This window comes from Bacillus sp. 22-7, from assembly GCF_010628845.1.
Lineage (GTDB): Bacteria > Bacillota > Bacilli > Bacillales > Cytobacillaceae > Cytobacillus > Cytobacillus firmus_B.
The window spans coordinates 18949-36598 of the sequence record NZ_NJQY01000007.1; the positions used below are offsets into that span (position 1 = coordinate 18949).

General features: G+C 41.9%; 16 protein-coding genes. 2 read left to right on the top strand and 14 right to left on the bottom strand.

Annotated elements, in window-relative coordinates:
• Positions 1–172 precede the first annotated feature (172 nt).
• Positions 173–1726 (top strand): ABC-F family ATP-binding cassette domain-containing protein, encoded by a 1554-nt coding sequence (locus CE058_RS06090; RefSeq protein ID WP_163141203.1) that lies wholly within the window; start codon positions 173–175, stop codon positions 1724–1726.
• 268 nt (positions 1727–1994) lie between these two features.
• Positions 1995–2849, top strand: a complete 855-nt coding sequence (locus CE058_RS06095) for a DegV family protein (protein ID WP_163141206.1) — start codon at positions 1995–1997, stop codon at positions 2847–2849.
• Positions 2850–2882: 33 nt separating this feature from the next.
• Here the strand turns inward: CE058_RS06095 and CE058_RS06100 are convergent, their stop codons facing one another.
• The 14 genes from CE058_RS06100 to CE058_RS06165 form a co-directional block, all read right to left on the bottom strand.
• A complete protein-coding gene (locus CE058_RS06100; RefSeq protein ID WP_163141209.1) occupies positions 2883–4037 on the bottom strand; it encodes a homogentisate 1,2-dioxygenase in 1155 nt (384 codons plus the stop codon).
• 9 nt (positions 4038–4046) lie between these two features.
• Positions 4047–4970: a fumarylacetoacetate hydrolase family protein gene (locus tag CE058_RS06105; protein WP_163141212.1), complete on the bottom strand. Its 924-nt coding sequence runs from the start codon at positions 4968–4970 to the stop codon at positions 4047–4049.
• A gap of 4 nt (positions 4971–4974) precedes the next feature.
• On the bottom strand, positions 4975–5595 hold the full coding sequence (locus CE058_RS06110) for a flavin reductase family protein (RefSeq protein WP_163141215.1): 621 nt from the start codon (positions 5593–5595) through the stop codon (positions 4975–4977).
• Positions 5596–5600: 5 nt separating this feature from the next.
• Positions 5601–6695: a histidinol-phosphate transaminase gene (hisC, locus tag CE058_RS06115; RefSeq protein WP_163141217.1), complete on the bottom strand. Its 1095-nt coding sequence runs from the start codon at positions 6693–6695 to the stop codon at positions 5601–5603.
• A gap of 67 nt (positions 6696–6762) precedes the next feature.
• Positions 6763–7878, bottom strand: a complete 1116-nt coding sequence (hppD, locus tag CE058_RS06120) for a 4-hydroxyphenylpyruvate dioxygenase (protein WP_163141220.1) — start codon at positions 7876–7878, stop codon at positions 6763–6765.
• A 113-nt stretch (positions 7879–7991) separates the two neighbouring features.
• On the bottom strand, positions 7992–9434 hold the full coding sequence (lpdA, locus tag CE058_RS06125) for a dihydrolipoyl dehydrogenase (RefSeq protein WP_163141223.1): 1443 nt from the start codon (positions 9432–9434) through the stop codon (positions 7992–7994).
• On the bottom strand, positions 9435–10658 hold the full coding sequence (locus tag CE058_RS06130; RefSeq protein WP_163141226.1) for a dihydrolipoamide acetyltransferase family protein: 1224 nt from the start codon (positions 10656–10658) through the stop codon (positions 9435–9437).
• 11 nt (positions 10659–10669) lie between these two features.
• The gene (locus CE058_RS06135) at positions 10670–11665 is read right to left on the bottom strand and encodes an alpha-ketoacid dehydrogenase subunit beta (protein WP_163141229.1); all 996 of its coding nucleotides are present in this window, start codon (positions 11663–11665) and stop codon (positions 10670–10672) included.
• The gene (pdhA, locus tag CE058_RS06140; RefSeq protein WP_163141232.1) at positions 11665–12732 is read right to left on the bottom strand and encodes a pyruvate dehydrogenase (acetyl-transferring) E1 component subunit alpha; all 1068 of its coding nucleotides are present in this window, start codon (positions 12730–12732) and stop codon (positions 11665–11667) included. Before pdhA ends, CE058_RS06135 begins: the two co-directional genes overlap by 1 nt.
• A 74-nt stretch (positions 12733–12806) precedes the next feature.
• A complete protein-coding gene (locus tag CE058_RS06145; RefSeq protein ID WP_048010134.1) occupies positions 12807–13916 on the bottom strand; it encodes a Leu/Phe/Val dehydrogenase in 1110 nt (369 codons plus the stop codon).
• Positions 13917–14000: 84 nt separating this feature from the next.
• Positions 14001–14390 (bottom strand): thioesterase family protein, encoded by a 390-nt coding sequence (locus CE058_RS06150; protein WP_048010135.1) that lies wholly within the window; start codon positions 14388–14390, stop codon positions 14001–14003.
• Positions 14391–14555: 165 nt separating this feature from the next.
• Positions 14556–15350, bottom strand: a complete 795-nt coding sequence (locus CE058_RS06155) for an ABC transporter ATP-binding protein (protein WP_163141235.1) — start codon at positions 15348–15350, stop codon at positions 14556–14558.
• Positions 15325–16356: an ABC transporter permease gene (locus tag CE058_RS06160; RefSeq protein WP_048010137.1), complete on the bottom strand. Its 1032-nt coding sequence runs from the start codon at positions 16354–16356 to the stop codon at positions 15325–15327. The genes CE058_RS06155 and CE058_RS06160 overlap by 26 nt, the downstream gene beginning before the upstream one ends.
• Before the next feature lie 78 nt (positions 16357–16434).
• Entirely contained in the window at positions 16435–17448 is a 1014-nt protein-coding gene (locus CE058_RS06165) for an ABC transporter substrate-binding protein (RefSeq protein ID WP_163141238.1), read from the bottom strand.
• Positions 17449–17650: the final 202 nt, after the last annotated feature.

A 17650-nucleotide genomic window follows, 5' to 3' on the forward strand; every position in this document is an offset into this window, starting at 1 on the left:
CAATGCTATAAAATTAACCATCAGTTTTAAAAGAGCCTATAATTAAATAAGGGCAGAATTCATTTTATCCCAATAATTGAATTGCATTTTTCACAGGAAATAACTTTAGATAGAAAAAACAGTTTAAATCTAGTAAGATATCCACATGGAATATTAGAGAAGGGGTAAAAAAATGAGCGTATTAAACGTACAAAACTTAAGTCACGGTTTCGGTGATCGTGCGATTTTCAATGATGTGTCTTTTCGGCTTTTAAAAGGTGAACACGTTGGGCTAGTAGGGGCAAATGGTGAGGGTAAGTCTACTTTCATGAATATAGTTACCGGGAAGCTGCAGCCCGACGAGGGGAAAGTTGAGTGGTCACGAAAAGTTCGTGTTGGTTACTTAGATCAGCATGCTGTACTCAAAAAAGGCACTACGATGCGTGAAGCTTTAAGTACTGCTTTTCAATATCTTTTTGATGCTGAAACAGAGATCAATGAACTTTATGCAAAAATGGGTGATGAAGGTGCTGATATCGATGCATTACTTGCAGAAGTTGGAGAGCTGCAAGAAACTTTAGATAGTAATGATTTCTATCAAATTAATTCAAAAGTTGAGGAAGTTGCCCGTGGCCTGGGATTAGACGAAGTTGGACTTGATAGAGATATAGATGACCTTAGCGGTGGGCAGCGTACCAAAGTTTTGCTGGCTAAGCTTTTGCTGGAAAAGCCTGAAATCCTATTACTGGACGAGCCTACAAACTATTTGGATGAACAGCATATCGAATGGCTGAAGCGCTATTTACAGGAATATGAGAATGCATTTATTTTGATTTCACATGATATTCCATTCCTGAACAGTGTTGTTAACTTGATCTATCACATGGAAAACCAGGAGTTGAATCGCTATGTTGGTGACTATGATAACTTCTTAAAAGTATATGAAATGAAAAAGCAGCAGCTGGAATCTGCATACAAGCGGCAACAACAAGAAATTGCCGATTTAAAGGATTTCGTTGCCCGCAACAAGGCAAGTGTTGCGACTCGCAATATGGCGATGTCCCGTCAAAAGAAGCTCGACAAAATGGAAATTATTGAATTGGGGAGAGAGAAGCCGAAACCAGAGTTTATTTTCAAAGAAGCTCGTGCAGCCAGCCGCTGGATTTTCACGACTGAAGATCTTGTTATTGGTTACAATGAACCACTTTCCCGCCCTCTTAATTTGAAAATGGAACGCGGACAAAAAATTGCATTTGTGGGTGCTAACGGTATTGGTAAATCTACTCTGTTAAAAAGTATTCTTGGCTTGATTAATCCAATTTCGGGTATAGTGGAACGCGGTGAGTATCAACACATCGGTTACTTCGAACAGGAAGTTAAACAGTCCAACTATAACACTTGTATTGAAGAGATCTGGAGCGAGTTCCCAAGTATGAATCAGGCTGAAGTTCGTGCTGCTCTTGCAAAATGCGGATTAACGACGAAACATATTGAAAGTAAAGTCGAAGTCCTTTCTGGTGGCGAAAAAGCGAAGGTTCGATTGTGTAAAATATTAAACACAGAAACGAATTTATTAATTCTGGACGAACCTACCAATCACTTGGATGTGGATGCAAAAGAAGAATTAAAGCGTGCTTTAAAGGCATACCGCGGAAGTATCCTGATGGTTTCCCACGAACCTGATTTCTATCGTGAAATTGCGACCGATATTTGGAATTGTGAGGATTGGACTACGAAAGTTTTTTAATAAAGATTAAGGACTCTCCCCTGCCACGCAGGGGATTTTTTCATTTTAAGATACTTTTTATCATTACATTCATTGTTCACAAAAGATTCTTATTTGCCTTCAAGTGCTCCATATATACTTCTAATTGACATACACAGGATATTTCCTATAAATGGATCACTAAAAAGCAATACAGGTAATGGTCTATTCGTGTATAATGAGGGGAGTTTTCAATAATGGAAGCGGTTCAATTTATTCCAAAATAATTGACAAAGGACTTAAAACATTTATGATAAAAAAGAAAATTGCCTGGATTACAGACAGCACAGCCTATGTTACTAAGGAGATGCTGGGACATCCTGACGTTTATGTGGTTCCTCTAACTATTACATTCGGTGAGGAATCCTATGAAGATGGTATTGATTTAAATACAGATCAGCTGTATAGCCGGATTCGCAATGAAAAAGAAGTTCCTAAAACTTCACAGCCCTCCGCCGGAAAATTTGCGGAACTATTTGAATCATTGAAGCCGGAATATGATGCTGCAGTTGCTGTTCATGTATCCAGCAAGCTTAGCGGCACGCTAAATAGCTGTATAGCCGGAGCAGAGCTGGCAGAGTTTCCTATTTTCACAGTCGATTCTAAATGTATGTCTTATGCTATTACAACATTGATCAATAAAGGATTAAAGCTTGCTGAAAATGATATGCCGGCGCATAAAATTGCAGATATCCTGCAAAGTGAGACAGAGAAATCCGAGAATTATATATTGCTTGGAAGCCTTGAGCAATTTTATAAGGGCGGCAGAATGTCAGGCACACAATACCTGCTGGGAAGCATATTAAAAATAAAGCCAATTATCCGCATTAACCGGGATGGGGAGTTTGAACTGTTTGATAAAGTCCGTTCAGAAAAAAAAGCAATCAAAAGAATGATAGAATTGCTTGGGAATTCATATGAAAACCACACAATCCCCCAGGTTCAAATCATGCATGGGAATGTGCCTGCAAATGCGGAGGAGCTGGCCGAAGAAATAAAGTCCCATTTTCCGCGCCTCGATATTTTCATTGGTGATATTAGTTCAACGATCGCTGCACATGCCGGCGAGGGAACTCTAGCCATTATTTGGCAGAACGCAAGTTAAAAAAGCACTCTCCGAAAGGAAAGTGCTTTTTTTCTAATCCACCCAAGTAAACATGTACTTCTCATCTTCTATTAGCTTAGCGTGTTTCACCAGCTTTAACGGCTTGAATGTATCAATCATAACAGCAAGCTCAAGAGTTTCCTTTTTCCCTATGCTGGCTTCTGTTTTTCCAGGGTGAGGGCCATGTGGAATCCCGCTTGGATGAAGGGTGATGGAGCCTTCTCTAATCCCCTTCCTGCTCATGAAATTGCCTTCCACATAGTACAGCAGTTCATCACTGTTGACATTGCTGTGATAGTAAGGGGCAGGGATGGCCTCTGGATGATAGTCATATAATCTGGGAACAAAGGAACACACAACAAAGTTATGGCCTTCAAATGTCTGATGGACCGGCGGAGGCTGATGCACCCTTCCGGTAATCGGTTCAAAATCTTCTATATTAAAGACCCACGGATAAAGATAGCCGTCCCAGCCCTCCACATCAAGCGGGTGATGATTCAGAATATGAGAATGCAAATATCCCCTGGTTTTCGTGATAACTTCATATTCTCCTTTTTGATCATATGTTTCCAGTGTTTCCGGTCCCCTGATATCCCGTTCGCAAAATGGACTATGTTCAAGCAGCTGCCCATACTCATTCCGGTATCTTCTTGGTGTTGTAATCTGGCTGAAAGACTCAACAAGGAGCACTTTAGTCATCTGCTCTTTATCCGGAATTACGCGGTAAATAGTGCCAATCGGAATAATGACATAGTCTCCAGGACGATAGGATAAAGTTCCGAACATGGTCTCAACTTTTCCGGTTCCATAGTGAATGTAGAGCATCTCATCTCCATCGCCATTCCGGTAAAAGCTTTTCATGGGCTCAGTAATATTTATGGTGCCTATTAAAAGGTCATCATTCCCGAGCAGATATTCCCTTGCTGAAAGTGCATCCCCTTTCTTTTCAATTTGATCTGTAAACAAATGCCTATGCTTTAAGCTCCCCTGATCTTCATACTCTGGAACATATTTTCCGATCAGTTCAGTTCGTGCTACTTCTGTCGGCATATAGTGATGATAAAGAATGGATTGGGTGCCGGAAAAACCTTTTGTTCCCATTACCTGTTCCCTGAATAGAGTTCCATCCGATTTTTTGAAGGTTGTATGGCGTTTGTGCGGGATTTTCCCCATTTGACGATAAAACATATTTCCACCTCACTCATTTGCGATCCGATTTTTTAATATTCCGAGATTGCCAATCTCAAGCTCAACCTCATCTCCAGGCTTAAGCCAGCGGTGCACATCGGTGCCCAGCTCAAGGATGCAGCCGCTGCCAACAGTCCCGGAGCCTATCATTTCACCTGGGCAGAGTGTTACACCATCTGAAGCCCGCTCAAGCATTTCGTAAAAGGAATAGTAGATATCCTGCATATTCCCTTCTGAAAGAAGAGTTCCGTTGACTTTTGCTGTCATCAGCAAATCATAGCCATTTTCAACACGGAAATTCTCAAGCTCATCCTTTGTAACGATATATGGCCCGACAGAAGTGGCAAAATCCTTCCCTTTGGCAGGGCCAAGACCTACCTTCATTTCTTTTCGCTGAATATCTCTTGCACTCCAATCATTCAGGATGCAATACCCAAATATATAATCATCCGCTTCGGCAGCTTTAATATCCTTTCCTTCTTTGCCGATAATACAGGCAATTTCGAGCTCGTAATCAAGCCATTCACAATGCTTGGGACGCGAAATTTCTTCATTTGGACCCTTAATGCTCAGATGATTTGAAAAATAAAAGACGGGTATTTCATACCATTCGGGTATCATATCAAGTCCGCGGTTATCTCTTGCCGTTTTCACGTGTTCTTCAAAAGCATAGAAATCCCGAAAGCTTTTTGGATTTGGCAGTGGAGCCATTAAGTTCACTTCGGATAAAGGATATACCCCTTTATCCGTGTTCTTCAGTTTTTTGCTGGAAGATAGGTACTCCATAAAAAACTCATGATTCTCAAGGAATGCCAGCATTGTTTTGGGCAGAACACCATTGGTCGCTTCATGCATATCAACAGCATACTCCTCATTCTTCAGCCAGCCCGCTCTTATAGATCCATCCGGTTTTCGAAAGGTTATGAATTTCATAGCATCACCTTGGGTCCGTTTTTCGGATCAATTCAAATACATCAGTCATTGGCCTCGTATAGATATGTCCTGCCATCCGGCCAACAGGCTTCAGCTTTTCGGAATTAATCCTTCCATTTTCGTAAAGCTCTTCAGCAACATGCACATGCTCCACTTTTCCAATTACCAGACTTCCTGAACCGGGTTGTTCTCCAAAGTGAAGTACCTGATAGAGACTGCATTCTAAGTGGACTTTTGATTCTTTAACCCTAGGAGGCTTAACAGAGGCACTTTTTTCTTTTTCGAGACCCGCTGCGTCCAGTTCGTCTATACCAGCCGGATAATCCGCTGCACAAATATTCATCTTTTCAGTAAAGTCTTCACTGACGATGTTAATAACGAATTCCTTAGTGGCTTCAATATTAGCAAGCGTATCTTTCTTAGAGCCATCTGTCCCTTTTCGCATAGGTGAAAAGCAAATCAGCATCGGATCTGCACATATGGCTGTAAAAAAGCTGAATGGAGCTGCATTAACATTTCCATCTGTGTCCATAGTGGTAACAAACGCAATGGGACGCGGCAGAATTGAGCCAACCATCAGCTTATATGCGTCTTTCCACTCGAGACTCTGTGGATTTAATTCCATATGCCCTACACCGCCTTTTCATTCAGAAGTTTGTTTATCACAGCCAATGCCGCTTCATTATCTTCCCTTGTTCCTAACGTCATCCGAAAAGCATCAAGATAGCCGTCAAGCTTCATTTTCCGGACAACCAAGCCATTTGCAATCAAGTTGTCTGCAATAGGAAGCTGGCTGAAAATATACATAAAATTAGTTTGGGAAGGAAAATAGCCGACATGTAATTCAGTTAGTTTTTGGCACACAAATTTCATCTCTTCGGCATTTTTTTGTGCACAATCCTTTATAAAGTCCTGATCATTTAGTGCTGCAGAAGCCGCTGCCTGTGCCAGGTGGTTGACATTAAATACATCTTTTACCTTATGAAGGTCATTCACGATCTCCCGATGCATGATTCCATAGCCGACACGGAGTCCTGCAAGACCATAGATTTTGGAGAAAGTCCTTAGGATGATTAAGTTAGGCCTCTGTGCAAGAAGCGGAATAGAGTCAGGATAATCCTCGGAATTCACATATTCATAGTATGCTTCATCAAGAATAATCAGGATGTTTGAAGGAACTTTATCAATGAATTGCAGCAGTTCTGTTTTTCCGACTATGGTTCCTGTAGGATTGTTGGGATTGCAGATAAACACCATCTTTGTTTTTTCATTCATCTTCTCATACATGGCTCTTAAGTTATGTGTTCCATTTTGCAGCGGTACTGTTATCGCACTGCCTCCTTCAATAAGGACGTTTGTTTCATATCGTGGAAATGTATTCTGAGCCATGACAGCTTCATCTCCAGCACTTATGTATGCTCTAGTCAATAATCGGATGATCTCTTCTGAACCATTGCTGACCAGAAAGTTATCTTCACTTATATTATAGAATCCGGCCAGCTTGCGTTTGAGGAGGGAAACAGTGCCATCCGGGTATAAGTAAAGACTGTTCATCGCTTTGCTGATGCTGTTCCTGACTTCGGGTGAACAGCCATACACATTTTCATTATCAGACATTTTCCGGACAGCCATTAAATTGTACTTTTCTTTGATCTCTTCCGGCGAGCTGCCAAGCGGATAAGAAACAATCTTTTCCACAGCGCTTTTTGTCTGGATTCTAGCCATCTGGTCTGCCTCCTTCTAAAATTTATTAAAAAAGGGAGAAATGCTTTCTCCCTTTTAAGCTGAAAAGTTATAAATTCCCCCGTCTTTCCTGCTCACGTTCAATAGATTCAAAGAGTGCTTTAAAGTTGCCTTCACCAAACCCTCTGGCACCTTTACGCTGAATGATTTCAATGAATAAGGTCGGACGGTCTACGATTGGTTTTGTGAAAATTTGAAGCAGATAGCCTTCGTCATCGCGGTCAACGAGAATATTTAATTCCTTCAATTTGTCGATCTCTTCATCAATTTTCCCTACGCGCTCAGAAAGCATTTCATAATAAGAATCTGGAGTGCTTAAGAACTCTACCCCATTTTTGCGAAGGATGCTGACAGTGCTGACAATATCTTCTGTCAGAATGGCCAGATGCTGTACTCCAGCCCCGTTGTAGTATTCAAGGTATTCTTCAATCTGGGATTTGCGCTTCCCTTCTGCAGGCTCGTTAATTGGGAACTTAATTCTGCCTCCATTATGCATAACCTTGGACATCAGAGCGGAATATTCTGTTGTAATGTCTTTATCTGTAAAGTGCTTCATTTCCTTAAAGCCCATTACATTTGCATAATAATTCACCCATTCCTCCATTCTCTCTACATTTCCAACAACATGGTCGACGCCGATAAAACCTGCATCCTCAAATGGAACTTCAGTTTGATAAGGCTCAAAGCCAGGCATGAATACCCCTTTATAATCATTCCGTTCAACAAGTGTATGAATGGTATCTCCATATGTACCAATAACTGCCTTTTTGACCGTGCCGTGTTCGTCTTTTATCTCAGCTGGAGGCTGTATTTCGATTGCACCTCTTTCAACCGCTGCTTTGTATGCCTTTTCAACATCATCAACAGTTAATGCTATATCTTTTACACCATCTCCATGCTTATGAATGAAATTTGAAACTCTGGAACTGTCATTTAATGTTCCTGTGATCACCAGGCGAATCTTTCTCTGCTGAAGGACATAAGAGACTGTTTCTCTATTGCCGGTTTCCAGACCGGAATAAGCAACTGGCTTAAAACCGAAAGCTGTGCAGAAATAATGGCAGGATTGTTTTGCATTTCCTGTATAGATTTCTAAATAATCTACCTCCTTCACAGGAAAGAAATCGGCTACCTTCTGTTCCTTCAACAATTTTTCATTTTGCATGCTAACCCCTCCGTTTTAATATTAATAATATTTTGAATTCATCATATAGGAAACGTGTAAATGTTCTCAAGAGTTCAAGTTAAAGCTATAATGCACTTCTGCATTAAAGGAATTTATACTTTTATTTTTTGCGTTTTTTTGCTTAGGGGCGGTATGTGAACAGCCAAATTCTTTAAAGCTTCTACAGCTTCCAGCAAGCCTTCATTTATACTTGGATGCGGGTAGTTAGGGAAAATTAAATCTTCATCCCTTGCTCCCATTTCCAATGCAGTAATTCCAGCTGAAATTAATTCTATTGCTCCGGAGCCTACCATGTGGATCCCCAGAAGAACTTGTTTTTTCCTGCAGCTGATCACTTTTATAAATCCATCTTTTTTCCCGCTCAATGTGCTGAATCCGTTGGCAGATAATGAGGATACACCAATTTCAATGTCATAGCCCATGTTAATGGCTTCCTGTTCCGTTAACCCCGCACACGCAATAGGAGGCTGTGTATGTGCAGCAATCGGAATGAAGTGAAAATCTGATTCCGATTTAATTCCCGCAATTGCTTCAGCGGCTGTTTTTCCTTGTTTAATAGCTTTTACCGCAAGTGCAGGACCTTCTGTTACATCACCGACTGCGAAAATATGTTTCTGTGTTGTCCGGCTTTGACGGTCAACCTTAATAAACCCTGCTTCACATTGCTCCACCCCTATACGGGAGAGTCCCAGCTGGTCAGTGTTTGGCCGAATGGAAGATGAAACAAATAGATGTGTGCCTGAAATGGTTTCTCTTTTTCCTTTACTCTCAAAAGTTACTGTTAACATTCCTTCATTATGCTCAAGTCCCAATACATCCGAATTTCTTACAATATCTATTTTTTTCTTTTTTAATATCCTCTTCAGTTCCCGGCAAATGGACTGATCAAAATCAAAATCCTCTTTTCCATCTTCGAGGATCAGAGTCACTTTAGATCCCAGTGCCTGATAGGCCATACCTATTTCGAGGGCAATGTAATCATTGCCATAGATTAATAGTTTATCGGGTATTTCACTCAAATTTGAAATGGAATGCTGATCGAATACTAATTCACTTATTTCTCTGAACCAAAGAGGTTTTTCCGGTCTGCCGCCGGTCGCAATGATGGCATTTTGAAATCGGAAAACGTCAAATTGGTCTCCTTTTTCGATCCCAATCTTATCCTCTGACAGAAAAAAGGCTGAACCATTAAGAACTTCTATTTTATTAGCTTGACAGAGGGCTTCAATTCCTGCCCGGAGCTGCTTAATTTTCTTCTGCTTGTATTCCTGGAGCTTGTTTAAGTTTAATGAAATATTTCCTCCTTCAAGCCCCCAATTTTCCCCTTCCTGGAATGAAGTGAATTTTTCAGCAGACTGTGTGAGAATCTTGGAAGGTATGCACCCTTTATTTAAACAGATCCCGCCAAGCTGATCCTGTTCAACTAATGTAACATTTCGCCCCAGCTGTGCAGCGCGGATTGCGGCATGATAGCCCCCGGGGCCGCCGCCGATTACGATGACATCACGCTCATGTGCCAGTTCTCCAACTACCATTTATACCATCTCCAGAACAAGCATTTTCGGATTTTTAATCAATTCAGCAAAGCGGTTTGTAAAGCGTACAGCTGTCGCCCCGTCTGCAACTCTATGATCAAAAGACATTGATATATTCATCATTGACCGAATGACAATCTGGTCATCATCGGTCACAACAGGCATCTTTTTTGTTTTATGGAAAGATACCAAAGCGGTTTGCGGATGCTGGATAATCGGAGTTGCTCCAAAGCTTCCGCCAAGAGGCCCCACATTGCTGATTGTAAAAGTCCCCTCAGAAATTTCTTTAACAGTAAGCTTATTCTCCACTGCTTTTTCCGTCAGATTTTTCATTTCTGCATGAATTTCTCTAATTGTTTTATTTTCGACATGCTTTATGACCGGAACGATTAGACCTTCGTCCGTATCAACCGCAATACCGATATGATGTTCACCTGCCAAATGTATTTCTTCCTTTTCTTCATGCAGCACTGCATTAAACACAGGAAATTCCTTCAGGCAAATTGATAAAGCCTTCAGGAAAAAGGCTGTAGCAGATATATTTAGGTTTAGAAGCTTAAGCTCTTTTCTGAAAGCAATCAGCTCGGTTACATCGATTTCTTCAAAATGGGTACAATGGGGAATGGTAAAGAGTGATTGTGCCATTTTCCTGGCAATCTGCTTCCGTCTGCCCCTGAACGGAATGATCTCTTTCTCAGCAGGGGGACTTTTTATGTTTTCATTCAAAGTTGCTTGTTCCTGTTCATCATGGGCCGGCTTCGTCTGAAGAGAAGCTATGTATTGATAGATGTCTTCATCTAAAATACGGCCAGCAGGACCTGTTCCTATGATTTTCTCAATATCAATGTCATTATCGCGCGCTATTTTTCTTGTGAAAGGAGAAGCAAGAACCCGATTTCCTTTGAATGCCACAAAAGAATGGTTTTGCTTCTGCGGCGAATGTGTGTAAACAGGAATAGAAACAGCATTCTCTTTTTCAGCGCCTTCCTCACCAGCAGATTCTAAAATTAAAATGGTCGAACCCACTTTAACCGTATCGCCAGGCTGCACTGTAAATTCCTTAATAATGCCTGCTTTCGGGGCAGGTATTTCAGCAGTCATTTTATCAGTCTGTACTTCAACAAGCGGATCGTCTGCTTTGACTGCATCCCCCGGCTTAACTAAAAAGCAATTAATATCTGCTTCCGTCATTCCTTCACCAATATCGTGCAGTTTCACCTCCACGGCTTCCCCTCCTAAAACTTCATTACTTTTTCTATTGCCTGCTGAATCCTTGCCGGAGTTGGCAGGTAATGGTCCTCAAAACCAAAGTATGGAACTGGCGCATCAAATCCAGTAACCCGTTCAACAGGTGCTTTCTGATATAAAAAGGATGTATCATTAATGATGGCAAGCACATCATTTCCGACTCCGCCGGTGGCATGAGCTTCATGGACAATAACTGTTCTCCCTGTCTTTTGGACAGATTCTGCAATCATGTCTTTATCCAGTGGAAATAGGGTTCTTAAATCAATTACATCACAATGTACGTTATTTTCTTTCATCTGCTTTGCCGCTTTCATAGCCTCTGGCACCATGGCTCCCCACGTGATGACCGTTACATCGTCCCCATCCATGAGTTTTTTGCCTTTTCCTATTTCAACTGTATACTTCCCTTCAGGCACTTCCTCTCTGGCCGAACGATAGCAGCGCATCGGCTCAAGAAACAGAACTGGATCCGGGTCTTCAATCGCAGCAATCAGCAGTCCTTTGGCGTCATAAGGGCTGGATGGGCAGACGACCTTGATGCCGGGCATGTGAGTGAAAATAGCTTCTGTTGAATCACAGTGAATTTCCGGAGCCCTAACCCCCGCTCCATATGGAGCCCTTATTACCATCGGAACAGTAAAATGTCCCATTGTCCGCATCCGGAGCCTTGAAGCATGGGTCATGATCTGTTCATATGCAGGATAGATAAAGCCAAGAAACTGAATTTCGATCACCGGTAAAAATCCATTCACAGCCATTCCAATCCCCGCTCCGACAAAACCGGCTTCACTTAAAGGCGTATCGATAACACGGCCTTCGCCGTACTTAGCCTGGAGACCATCGGTTGCACGGAAAACTCCGCCGTTCCTGCCGATATCCTCGCCCAGCAGCAAAACCTCTTCCTTTTCATTCAGCATAGTATCTAAAGCATCCGTAATGGCTTGCACTAATGTCATGGTTTTTGCTCCAACTGCTGTTTTCATTAACGGCCGCCTCCAATCAGCTTCAGATACTCTTCTTTTTGCTGCTTGATTTGCCAAGTAGGCTCAGCAAAGACATAGTCAAAAATAACAGCAGGATCTACAGGAGGAAAATCCTCCATTTCATCTACAGCTTTGTCTATTTCAGCTGCTGCTTCCTCTTCTATTGCCTTTTGCCAAATCTCATCAAATATTCCTTCATTTTTCATCCAGCGTTCCAGCCTTAAAATAGGGTCAGTCTCCTGTCTTCTGCTATTGCTTTCCGATTGATCGCGGTATTTGGATGGGTCATCTGCAGTAGTGTGTGCACCATATCTCCATGTCATGGCTTCAATGAGTGTCGGCCCTTCACCTTTACGGGCCCGCTCTAAGGCTTTTAGTGTTTCAAAATAAACCATGAAAACATCATTCCCATCAATCCTGACTCCTGGAATATCATATGCCAGGGCTTTCTGGGCAATCGTTTTTGTATTCATCTGCTTCTCAAGCGGTACAGAAATGGCGTATTGATTGTTCTGATTAAAAAAGACAACCGGAGCTTTAAATACGCTGGCAAAATTTAAGCCTTCATGGAAATCTCCCTCTGAGGTTGCACCATCACCAAAATAAGCAATAGCAGCATTGGCAGTGCCTTTTTTCCTTTCTGCGAATGCAGCTCCTGCTGCATGAGGGATTTGTGTCGCAATCGGAATGCCTGGAGGGAAGATCTTCTTTCCGTCAGGCGGCACACACCCTTCATTTCTTCCGTTCCAAAACAACAGGATGTTTCGCAGTGAGTGGCCAAAGGTCATAGCTGCTCCGTGGTCGCGATAGGTAGGAAACATCCAATCGCTCTCCCCCAGCGCAACAGCAGTTCCGACCTGGGAAGCCTCCTGACCTTCATAAGGAGCATATGTGCCTATCCTGCCCTGCCGCTGAAGTGAAATAGCTTTGCGGTCAAAAGTACGGATTCTTACCATATGTCTATAAAACTCTTTTACGATCTTTTCAGTTACTTTTTCTTTATAATCAGAATTGATGATCGTTCCATTTTCGTTCATTATTCGCCTGATCGGAAAGTGATTTTCCATCTTCTCACCCTTTGGCTGGTAAATTATTTTAATAACTTTTATACGGTACAAATATTGTTATCCAAGCAAAAAAATTAGGTTCTTACTGCCCACTTCGGGCGTTTCATATGGGAGAAAAAGCTGTTTCTGCGTGTGCGTGCTTCAATGCGGCTCTCGCAGAATTGGTTGGATGCTTCAACTGTTGTAATTCCATTTGCTTCAGCATGTTCGTAGATGTTCAGAAGAGAGTTATAAATAGCTTTCGTTTTGCGGAGTACCCTTTCTTTATTAGGTGTATATAATTCATCTGCGACCTGGATTAATCCCCCTGCATTTACAATATAATCAGGTGCGTATAAAATTCCCTTATCTTTTAGGATTTGGCCATGGCGTATATCCATTAGCTGGTTATTGGCAGAGCCTACAATTGCTTTTACTTTAAGCAAGTCGATTGTGTCATCATTAATGATGCCTCCCATTGCACAAGGAACAAAAAAGTCTGCCTCGGCCTCATATATCTCATTGCTGGATAAAACCTTCACACCGGCACCAATTTCTTTCGCCTTGCTGAGGAGCTGGTCGATTGCCTGCTGGCTGATATCTGTCACAAATAAATCTGCCCCTTCCTCCAGCAGCCTTTCTGCGACTTTATACCCCACTTTGCCAAGTCCCTGAATGGCATAACTCTTGCCTGAAAGGTCGTCTGTTCCGCTCAGTGCTTTATTTGTTGCCTGGAGGCCGTAAATAACACCCTGCGCTGTTGGTACAGAAGAATCGCCGCTTCCCCCATAAACCTCATCAACCCCCACAATGCAATTCGTTTCCTTTAGTGCATGAACGAAATCCTCTGTAGAAGTACCCATGTCTGTTCCTGTATAGAAGCGTCCGTTCAATGATTCAACAAATTGGCCAAAAGCACGGAACAGCTCAGGTGTTTTATCTTTTAATGGATCCCCGATAATGACAGCCTTCCCGCCTCCGAAGTCACAATCACTAGCCGCACATTTATAGGTCATGCCTTTTGATAATCGGAGGACATCCTCAAGGGCATCATCAACGCTTTTATACGGAAACATGCGGCAGCCTCCCAATGCCGGCCCCAGCCTTGTGCTGTGGATAGCAATGATTGCCTTTAGTCCGGTAGATTCATCGTTGCAGAATACGACCTGTTCATGGTCTTTAATTTTTTGAAACATATCTGTCATTTCGTTCTCCCCTTTATATATGGTAGCGCTTACAATATAATTTAATTAAAATCCCTTTTTTGTAACTCTGATACTGCTATTCTTTTAATCTTTCTTTAACAACTGTGCAATCCTGCTTTTCTTCAGAATCACCTGTTTGACTTCACCTTCGCCAGCAAGGTTTTCTCCATTATGGACGGATACAGTTGAGTAAACTGAATTTCCTTCCAGCTTGGATACGGTAGCTGTTATAACAATGGAGGATCCTTCAGGTGACGGAGATAAATGCCTGGCAGAAACAGCTCCACCCATCCCTTCTTCTTCCTCATCCAAATAGGGGGTGATCAGGAGTCGGGAGGCCCACTCCATGTGATAGATCATGGTTACAGTGGAATAGACAGGATGAATGACCTCTCCTTCAAATTGTGCGAACATTTCAGGTGAGACCACTGCACGGATAACTGCCTGGTTCCCAATTTGCAGCCCAGGTTTCATAACACCCCTCCCTTTTTGATTATAAATATGTATGACGTTTATTTAACGATATGATACCATTACGTTAAATGAATAGTCAATAAATTGTAAAAACTTTAAAAATTCTTTTGATTTGATCCATGTAAAAAGGATTAACCGGCAAATTGGCTAATCCTTTTTATTATTTTAAGAAAGCAGTGCACGATCACTTGCCATTTTTGTTCCGCGGATTCGCTGAAATTCATTCAACAGCTGTTCAATTGTCAAATGCTGTTTCTGTCCATCATCTACTTCAAGTATAATCTGGCCTTTATCCATCATAATCAGTCTGTTTCCTAAATCCAGCGCCTGCTGCATATTATGTGTGACCATTAAGGTTGTTAAATTATACTTTTGAACAATTTCTTTTGTGAGATTTGTAATAAGCTCTGCACGTGCCGGGTCGAGGGCAGCTGTATGTTCATCCAGCAAAAGAATGGAAGGCTCTGTGAAGGTTGCCATTAATAATGAAAGTGCCTGCCGTTCTCCTCCTGATAATAAACCGACCTTAGCATTTAAACGGTCTTCAAGGCCAAGATGAAGGCTTTCAAGAACTTCACGGAAATAATCCCTGCGCTTTTTCGTCACACCTTTTCGTAATGTTCTTGTTTTATTCCTTGAAAACGCCATGGCCAGATTTTCTTCAATTGTCATGGACGGGGCAGTGCCAGCCATCGGATCCTGAAAAACCCTGCCTATAAGCTTTGCCCGGTTATATTCCGACATGCCTGTGACATTTTGACTGTCGATAAACACAGACCCCACATCAGGTATCATGACGCCCGAAATAATATTCATTAAAGTGGATTTCCCTGCCCCATTACTTCCGATGACTGTGACAAAGTCTCCCTCATTCAATGTTAGATTGATCGTATCAAGTGCAATCTTTTCATCTGGTGTCCCTTCATTGAAGACTTTATGAATCTGATTTAATTGCAGCACCAGTCTCACCCTTTCTGCCTGATGGCAATTCACTTATGTTCATGCTTCCTGCCAGTCTTTTAGCTTTCCGTTTCTTCTCCTTCGTGCGGTCAATAATCTTCGGCATTATTAATGCAAGGATGACGATAGTTGCTGTAATCAGCTTCATATCACCCGGCTCAAGGAACTCTACCCTTAGCGCCATAGTAACCACGATACGATAGATAATTGCTCCGCCAATGACCGCTAAAGTCGTTCTGGCAATTGTTTTTGTTCCAAACAAGGCTTCACCGATAATAACTGAAGCCAGTCCGATAATAATCATTCCGATACCCATACCAACATCGGCGAATCCGCCCTGCTGGGCAATCAGTGCTCCTGAGAAAGCGACCATTGCATTGGAAAGGCCAAGCCCCAAAATCACCATCATGTTGGTATTGGCAGAAAGACTGCGGATCATCCTCTTGTTGTCACCAGTAGCCCTTAAAGCTAAACCAATCTCAGTCTGAAGAAAGCGATCTGTCAAAAATTTTATAGCCAATGTGACAACCAGCATAAAGAGAATAATGCCCCATGTTCTCGGGAGGCTGTCGCCCAGCCCTACCATGGACAAAATAGAATTGAAAAAAGAATCGATTCCTGTTTTATCCCAAAAATCTCTTACATGTGTAATGGCTGTTTCTGTGTTCAGGAGAGGAACATTTGATTTACCCATGATACGAAGGTTTATCGAATACAGGGCAATCATCATCAGGATTCCAGATAACAGAGCATTAATTTTTCCAAAAGTATGAATAATACCCGTTAGGCAGCCGGCAATAAAACCAGCAAATAATGCAGTGACCGTAGCAAGAAAAGGATTAGCCCCGCTGACAATCATGGTTGCAGCTACAGCTGCTCCAGTCACAAAGCTTCCATCGACCGTTAAATCCGGAAAGTCCAGGACCCTGAACGAAAGATATACTCCAAGTGCCATAATTGCGTAGATAACCCCTGACTCGAATGCACCGAATATCGCTGTAAACACTAAGAATCACACCCTTTATTTTGTTTTAGCTTAAAAAGCAGCCGGCCGGATATTTGCATTTCCAGCCGGCGGATTTTCCTACTCTTCATGGAACTCTGCGAAATCAGCCCATTCCTCTTTTACTTCCAGTCCCTGTGCTTCAGCTGCTTTTTTATTGATGACCAGTTTCAGGCTTCCAGGAAGCTCAACCGGAATTTCAGAAGGCTTTTTGTTTCCTTTTAAGATCTCAGCTGCCATTTTGCCTGTCTGGTAACCAAGATCAAAGTAGTTGAATCCGCTGGCTGCTATAGCTCCGCGTTTCATGGAATCAAGCTCACCGACGAATAAAGGAATTTTTTTGCTGTCAGCGACAGAGATAACCGATTCCAAAGCAGACACAACTGTATTATCCGTAGGGATATAGATGGCATCCACCCTTCCAACAAGGGAGTCGGCAGCCTGTTTTACTTCTGCAGAGGTTGAAACAGAGGCTTCAACAATCTTGGCTCCTTTTGGTTCTGCAAGATCTTTCACCTGTTTAACCTGAACCTCGGAATTTTGCTCTCCGGAATTGTAGATGATGCCAATATTTTTAACACCCGCTTCATCAATCATAAAATCAATCGTTTTTGCCGTTCCTTCCGGGTGGTTATCTGTTGTGCCTGTAATATTGTCTCCAGGCTGATCAAATGATTCAACAAGACCGGCTCCAACAGGATCTGTAACAGATGTAAAGAGAATTGGAATATCTTTAGTCGCATTAAGAGCACTAACAGCACTTGGAGTAGCATTTGCAAAAATCATATCTACTTTATCACCGACAAAATTATTAGCGATCGTCTGGGTATTGTTCATATCCGCCTGAGCATTTTGGAAATCAAATTTTACATTATCGCCTTCTTTAAATCCCTCATCTTCCAAAGCTTTTTTAAATCCCTCTGTCGCTGCATCCAGGGAAGGATGCTCGACAAATTGTGTAATGCCAATTGTGTACTGCTGCTTCTTTTCATTACCTTCTGAAGAAGAACCACTGGATTTCTCCTGTCCGCAGCCGCTCAAAACAAGCATGCCTGCAGCCATTAATAAAGAAAAAGCTTTCAACGATTTTTTCATTATATGACCCCCTATACTACTTTATTTAACTATCAGCTTGCTGATAGCTTACACACCTTATGTATACGCTTACATGTTGAAGTAAATAAATGGTTTTTACCATTTATATGATATTTACTTTAGATATCGTAAATACAACGTTATATTATCACCCGGAACCCGAGAGTGTCAATAATATTCTAAAAATTTGATATATTTTAAT

What these genes read in the sequence shown, in the direction of transcription:
- CE058_RS06110 (WP_163141215.1), bottom strand. Translation starts at nt 5,595, where the DNA reads ATGGAATTAAATCCACAGAGTCTCGAGTGGAAAGACGCATATAAGCTG.
- CE058_RS06135 (WP_163141229.1), bottom strand. Translation starts at nt 11,665, where the DNA reads ATGAAAACAGCAGTTGGAGCAAAAACCATGACATTAGTGCAAGCCATT.
- CE058_RS06100 (WP_163141209.1), bottom strand. Translation starts at nt 4,037, where the DNA reads ATGTTTTATCGTCAAATGGGGAAAATCCCGCACAAACGCCATACAACC.
- CE058_RS06150 (WP_048010135.1), bottom strand. Translation starts at nt 14,390, where the DNA reads ATGAAACCTGGGCTGCAAATTGGGAACCAGGCAGTTATCCGTGCAGTG.
- hisC (WP_163141217.1), bottom strand. Translation starts at nt 6,695, where the DNA reads ATGGCTAGAATCCAGACAAAAAGCGCTGTGGAAAAGATTGTTTCTTAT.
- CE058_RS06145 (WP_048010134.1), bottom strand. Translation starts at nt 13,916, where the DNA reads ATGACAGATATGTTTCAAAAAATTAAAGACCATGAACAGGTCGTATTC.
- CE058_RS06095 (WP_163141206.1), top strand. Translation starts at nt 1,995, where the DNA reads ATGATAAAAAAGAAAATTGCCTGGATTACAGACAGCACAGCCTATGTT.
- pdhA (WP_163141232.1), bottom strand. Translation starts at nt 12,732, where the DNA reads ATGGAAAATCACTTTCCGATCAGGCGAATAATGAACGAAAATGGAACG.
- lpdA (WP_163141223.1), bottom strand. Translation starts at nt 9,434, where the DNA reads ATGGTAGTTGGAGAACTGGCACATGAGCGTGATGTCATCGTAATCGGC.
- CE058_RS06165 (WP_163141238.1), bottom strand. Translation starts at nt 17,448, where the DNA reads ATGAAAAAATCGTTGAAAGCTTTTTCTTTATTAATGGCTGCAGGCATG.
- hppD (WP_163141220.1), bottom strand. Translation starts at nt 7,878, where the DNA reads ATGCAAAATGAAAAATTGTTGAAGGAACAGAAGGTAGCCGATTTCTTT.
- CE058_RS06090 (WP_163141203.1), top strand. Translation starts at nt 173, where the DNA reads ATGAGCGTATTAAACGTACAAAACTTAAGTCACGGTTTCGGTGATCGT.
- CE058_RS06105 (WP_163141212.1), bottom strand. Translation starts at nt 4,970, where the DNA reads ATGAAATTCATAACCTTTCGAAAACCGGATGGATCTATAAGAGCGGGC.